Here is a 4490-nt window from a genome sequence, read left to right as displayed (position 1 = left end):
ATTGCCGGTAAAAAACGATACTGTCTTCATCCTTCCTGATTAGTTTCTCCAGTTTGTAGCGCAGCATGAGGTAGTCCTCCTTGCGCAGGCTGCATTCGAAGACGCTGTACTGCACAGGAACAGCGTAGTCTTTCATCGTTTTGTAAATTTTAAGCCGGCAGCGGTCATCTCCGATGTCATAGGCAATTATATAGTTCTCCATTATAACCTTCGTTCCTTCCAGTATAGAGAAATTTTGCCCAAAATATTTGTTCCGTTGTTTTCTGACCGGCTCGCAATAAGCCAACGGCAGCAAAGCCGGAACCGCTTTGCCCGATACTATGGTCCGTTACTTCACGACGAGGGGATATAGCCGTCCAGCGGCGTACGGCCGGGGATATTTCCGGGTCGAGCAGTTCCCGGTTGCAGCGCAAAGCAGGCTGTCGCTAATTAAAGGCAAACCCGGTTTCCCGGTCATAAGGCAGGTGCAGCACATTAATCCCCGTGTCCGGGCGTACCTCCCACGCTTCTTTGTTACGCAGCAGCTTGTTCCTGCCCACCCGCACGCCGAAGGCCTGCAATATGGCGCCGGCATCGGCAGCACCCGCCGGCAGCAATTCCGCCGGCACCACAGTGAGGGAGACGTAGTTGCTGTGGCGCGCCCGGAAGGAACCCCGGCTCTGCTCCGCCGCCTCGTCGCCATACCGCTCCCGGGGCCGGCGGCCGAAAACGGCGTCTTCCCGCAGCATGCGCAGCATTTCGTCGTCGCGTAAAGAACCAGCTTTGGGATAAAGGCGGTCCACCCATACTGCCGCCCGGGAAAAGGAATACACATCACCGGTCAATTCCCAGCTCCGCCGCAGGATATCCCTCTCCACCTCCGGACCGCCATAGGGCATTTGTGCCCAAACGTCCCGCCAGTCCAGCGGAAAAAGATAAAGGCGGTAAATGTGCTCCGGCGGCAGGCGGTTGCCGGAACATTGCGCACAAGCGCATCTACTCCGCTCCGGCCGGCGGCCCCGCCGGTGCAGCCGGCCGCCGCGCTGGGCAACGGCGTCCACCGGGGCGATTTCCGAATACATTACATCGGCGCTGATATCCAGGCTGAGCTCGCAGACTTGTGTGCTGACCAGGATTATTTGACCGATGTCCGCCAGTCTCCATTCTCCGATCAGCTTCCGTTCCTCCGGGCTGCGCATGGAAACCGGCCGGAACAAGGCGCGAATCAGTTTTTCCTTGACGCTGCGGTGCCCGCGGGTGAATTCCGAATGGTAACAGATGACGTTCGCCTCAGGCCATAACCGCCGGATGGTCCGGGCCACCGTCTTGGCCCGCTCCACCTGGTTGACCACCACCATCTGGCGCAAGCGCCGGTTTTGCCCCAGCAGGGCAATGAGTTCTGCCGACACTGCGCCGCCGGAACCAATCATACTCCCGGTGGTTTTGCGGATAACAAAGGGCTCGTCTTCGCCTGCCGCCGGATTACCATCCGATCCATCTCCCTGCCGGATAAAATGATACTCCGCTCCATCCATACGGCCTTCCTGAATCAGGTATTCAGCCAGCGACCCGGGCATGGTGGCGGTCATAATCAGGTGCGGTACGGTCAACTGGCGCAGTATTTCCAGGCACTGGCCGATTTTACGGAAAGTAAACCGGTCGTAATAATGAATTTCGTCAAAAACCACCGCCGCCGTCATCAAGTGCCCAAAAGCCCGGTCGGCGTAACGGTAACAGTGCAGCAGCGAGTAAAGCAGGTGATCCACAGTGCAAACATTCACCGGTTTGCTGAAAAAGGTATTGGCAAATTTTTCTTCCGCCACCCGGTTTTCGCGCTCGTCTTCCGGTTCCGCCGCCCGCAATACGGACTCCACCTCACTGTGGTAAATGCCCGTGTCGCCCCGGGTCAGGCCGTACTTGTCGCCGAAATCCCAGTACATGGAATTGGTGGTGAACTGGGTGGGCAGGGTGAAGATCACCCGGTTGATTTTACCCTGCCGGGCCAGAGCCGCTGCGTAGTGCAGGGCGGCTGCCGTTTTGCCGGTACCGCAACCGGCCTGCAGGATGATAAAGGGATGCCAACCCCCGGCCAGACGCCGCTGCATGTCATTGGGCGACTGTCCCGCCGGGGACTGCATGAAGCGGGCAAACGCCCCGGCAACATCGCCGGCCAGGCGCAGTGGCGTACCTTCCCCCACCAGCGCCCCGGCCACCGTTTCAGCCCGGGGGGACGTCTTCTCCCATTGACCGTAACACCGGCTGGCCTCGTTGTCACAGAGGCGCACCAGGGCCAGAAGCATGGTATAAAGCGCTTTAAACGGCAGTAACTTTTCCGGCGGCAAACCGGCCACCCGGCGGCGTAACTGCTCCGCCAGACCGGCCCCCTGACTGCCGGTATACGCTGGCTTGCTCAAGGAACGCAGGGAAAGCGGGCCGGACGGGCCGCACCATTCCCGCATCAGATCAATCACCGCTTCGGCGGAATAGGCCTGCGCCCCGGCCGCCTGCATGTTTTCCCCCTGAAAGGCCGCGTCGTGAAGCATCTGGTGATGGGCCAGCACAGCCAGGAGCAAAGCCGCCGTTTCAGCGGGGAAAGCGCCGCTTTCCGGTCCGCCGTCACCCGCCCGGAGCAGGTCCCGCAGCATCAGGGCGGAAAAAACGGCATGAGAGATTCTTCCCCGGCCGGTATCAAGATAGCTCTGCCAGCGATCCAAAGCCTTGCCCAGGTCATGAGCGTAAACGGCCAGGGGGGCCAGCCGGGCAAAGGTGTCCGGATCAAAGCCCAGATCGGCCACCCGGCGCAAGAAAACCGCACCGTCCCTTGCCCACAAACGCCGGAATACGGCCAGGGCGTCAGCCAGATGGCCGGCCAGTGTCTGCCGGGGCTTGGCCCGCAATGGGGGCCGGCCGTCTGTTCCCCACTTTGGGCAGTGATCAACTTCCGGCCGGTCGAAGAGGCCGTCCCCAAACGGTTGAGCGCACATATAGCCACCTGCTTTCTCCGGCTGGCAGTGGAACCTGCCCCAAAAATAACCGGAGTCTCTTTATGGCCGCATGATCAAGCGGCACGTTAACGCAGCCATATTAGAAGTACCGGACCCGCCTCCGGCAGTTGAACACGGCACTTACCTGACATTGCGGCGCCGGCTATGAACACTGCCCCAAAGCGAAAAGTCCGGTGGTCATTAGCAGCTTCCGGCAACTACCAAAAGGGATTGTCCCCTCTCGATTTTTGCCGGTTTGGTCACGCTCCGGCCTGAAAATCAGTGAAATTTTAGTCTCAAGCCAGCACCACAAATTTATCCCCTACTGCATAGGCCGTCACGGGCCGGTCAAGCTCCACCGTTTCCGCCACGTAATAATCCCGGTACTCCACCCCTGTCCAGCCGCCCCGGCGCCCGGCGGTAAAACCCACCGGCAGGTGCACCACCGTCGCCCGGCCGCCGCGCAGGTTGCCGGCATCAACCGGGACGCAACTATGCACTATGCCCGTCTGGACGGTTCTGACCGGTTGCAGCCCGACATCGCCCACCTCCACCAAATCATCCGACTCTCCCAGAAAAAGGGGAAAGAAAGGCTGCTTCAGTGCCGCGGCCAGGCGGGCCAGCATTGCTTCCGGGCCGCCCACATAAAGTTTGTACGACGGCTGGACGATCTTCTGTTTCATCACCAGCGTACGCATCTGGTTGCGCAGGTCCCGGCGGTCCCACTTGATGATCTTGCTGTACGTCTCCACCAGCCGGCCCCCGTGCAGCACACCGATGCCGAAGCGCAGATAGCGCATCGGTTCCAGGCAATCCGCCGGGTAGCCGGCGGCGCAGGCCAGCAGTCCGTAAAGCGTGGTCACCGGCGGTACGGGATAGGTGAAATGTACGTTAACCGTATAGGGCACCCGGAAGGAACACCAGAAAGGCACTTCCAGGGTGGCGGCCAGGATTGCTTCTACCATTGTTTCACCTGGTTCCAAAAAACTCACAATACCTAACAAGCGTTAGTTTTTGTGCAGCCGGCCACCCCCATGACCAGGCATTCGCTCCTTTCGGATTTGTTTTGTCCGCCCCTGGGGACGAACATTGCGACAGGGGGGCCTCAGCCCCGGGAGTCCCACCCGGACGGGAAAACGGCGCTTGTTGGGCGCAGGACACGGCCATTTGGGAAACCACGAGAGTTTCCGTCCTGCGTTGACCGTCAAGCGAAAGCCATTGGCTTTGCCTCCCGCGATCTGTTAGATGCGGCCTACCGGTTTGTCCGACACCGGCTAAACGGGGTCACCTACTTGACAAAGCGAGCTGCTTCAAGTCGTGCCAGACGGAATAAAACGATTCCTGTTTGAAACAGGTCAGCCCGTTATACACGGGAACCTTTCCGTCCAGTTGCTTGAAGAGACGCTTTACCATTCGGGTCATCCCTTTTCCTTCCCCGGGTAAGGAATTTGCCTTCTGGCTCAGCTTTTCTCTTACAGCCAGGAGCTTTTGCCTCAACTCTTTGGTAATGCGTTCTTTGCATCCAAT

General features: G+C 59.5%; 3 protein-coding genes and 1 pseudogene. All 4 read right to left on the bottom strand.

Annotated elements, in window-relative coordinates; genetic code table 11:
• Positions 1-202, bottom strand: a 202-nt coding sequence (gene cas2 / locus A6M21_RS02725; protein WP_078060342.1) for a CRISPR-associated endonuclease Cas2, incomplete at its 3' end; no start/stop codon positions are given.
• Between the two features lie 223 nt (positions 203-425).
• Positions 426-2963, bottom strand: coding sequence for a CRISPR-associated helicase/endonuclease Cas3 (locus A6M21_RS02720; protein WP_078060341.1), 2538 nt, complete (start codon positions 2961-2963; stop codon positions 426-428).
• A gap of 296 nt (positions 2964-3259) precedes the next feature.
• On the bottom strand, positions 3260-3928 hold the full coding sequence (gene cas5, locus A6M21_RS02715) for a CRISPR-associated protein Cas5 (RefSeq protein ID WP_066666372.1): 669 nt from the start codon (positions 3926-3928) through the stop codon (positions 3260-3262).
• A gap of 319 nt (positions 3929-4247) precedes the next feature.
• Positions 4248-4490, bottom strand: a pseudogene (locus A6M21_RS18990) (IS200/IS605 family accessory protein TnpB-related protein); the annotation flags it as partial.

The sequence above is a fragment of the Desulfotomaculum copahuensis genome (assembly GCF_001655685.1).
GTDB classification, from domain to species: Bacteria; Bacillota; Desulfotomaculia; order Desulfotomaculales; family Desulfovirgulaceae; genus Desulfotomaculum_G; species Desulfotomaculum_G copahuensis.
The sequence above is the reverse complement of the archived record's forward strand: the minus strand, read 5'-3'. Positions and strand labels throughout refer to the sequence as shown.